The organism is Bartonella sp. MU70NMGDW (assembly GCF_042194085.1).
Lineage (GTDB): Bacteria > Pseudomonadota > Alphaproteobacteria > Rhizobiales > Rhizobiaceae > Bartonella > Bartonella grahamii.
The window spans coordinates 1-1,433 of the sequence record NZ_JBHIMK010000293.1; the positions used below are offsets into that span (position 1 = coordinate 1).

The following is a 1,433-nucleotide window of genomic DNA, read 5'->3' on the forward strand; positions in this document are numbered from 1 at the left end:
GATAGTTATATTCGTGCCATTCGCTGGGCAAGTGACCGTATAAAAGATTGTGGTGTGATTGGTTTTGTTACAAATGCCGGTTTTATTAATGGAAGTTCTATGGACAGTCTACGAAAATGTCTCGTTGAGGAGTTTTCGAGCCTTTATATTTTTCATTTACGGGGTAATCAACGAACTTCTGGAGAACTTTCTCGAAAAGAAGGTGGTAAAATTTTTGGTTCTGGATCTCGAGCCCCTATAGCGATTTCCATTCTCGTAAAAAATCCAAATGCACAACAGCGTGGTAAGATATATTTTCGTGATATTGGAGACTATCTCACGAGGCAAGAAAAGCTTACAATAATTGAATCCCTTGGAAGCATTGATGGTATTACACGAAGTAAACAAGGTTGGCAAATAATAAAACCGGATAGACATAATGATTGGCTTAGTCAACGCGATGACAGTTTCAAAACATTCCTGGCTCTAGGTGTTAAAAAAGGGTATGATAAAAAGCTTTTTAAAAACTTTTCTCGTGGCATTATGACGAGCCGTGATGCTTGGACATACAACTCAAGCTGTGAAGTTTTGGCAAAAAATATGCGTAATATGATTGCTTTCTATAATAGCGAGGTAAAACGTTTTAATGATGCCTATCCACATACTGATAATAAAATACGTGCAAATGCTGTAAATAGCTTCGTAAATTCTGACACGAAAAAAATTAGTTGGAGCTATAATCTCAAAAAAGACTTGGTAAAAGGAAAGTCTTTCAATTTTAAGGAAAATTACCTTATCAAAAGCTTGTATCGTCCTTTTACACAACAGTGGCTTTATTGTGATTCTGCTCTCAACTGCGATGGTGCTTATCAGACGCGGATATTCCCGATAGGGCAAGCGGTTGAAAATAAGGTAATACAAGTTACAGGCATAGGAGCAAGAAGATTTTCTGTATTGATGAATAAAGCTTTACCTAGTTTAGATGCAATAGAAAAAGGTCAATGCTTTCCACGCTACATTTACGAAAATACTACGATCTCAAAAAATAAAAATGAAAAACAGTCACATTTGTTTGCAAATGCTACAGAAGAAAGCAAAACAGCTGGTTTACAGAGGCGTGATGCCATTACTGATGAAGGATTAGCACATTTTAAAGCAGCTTATCCGAATGAAAAAATCACTAAAGATGATTTGTTCTATTACGTCTACGGATTGTTACATTCGGAAGATTACCGTGCTCGTTATGCTGATAATCTCTCTAAGGAATTGCCTCGTATCCCTTGTGTAAAAACTGCTGATGATTTTTGGAAATTTGTAACAGCAGGACATAAACTGGGTCATTTGCACGTGAATTATGAAACTGTAGAGCCTTATCCAGTGACCTTTAAAAAGGGTAATCCAAAATTTACAGAGATCTCTAATCCTGAGAAATTCTATTACGTTACAGAAATGAA

General features: G+C 36.3%; 1 protein-coding gene. It reads left to right on the forward strand.

The genetic code is table 11. From position 1 onward, the window contains the following. The coding region (locus tag ACFIKE_RS10555) for a type ISP restriction/modification enzyme (RefSeq protein WP_375649848.1) at positions 1 to 1,433 on the forward strand (1,433 nt) is incomplete at both ends.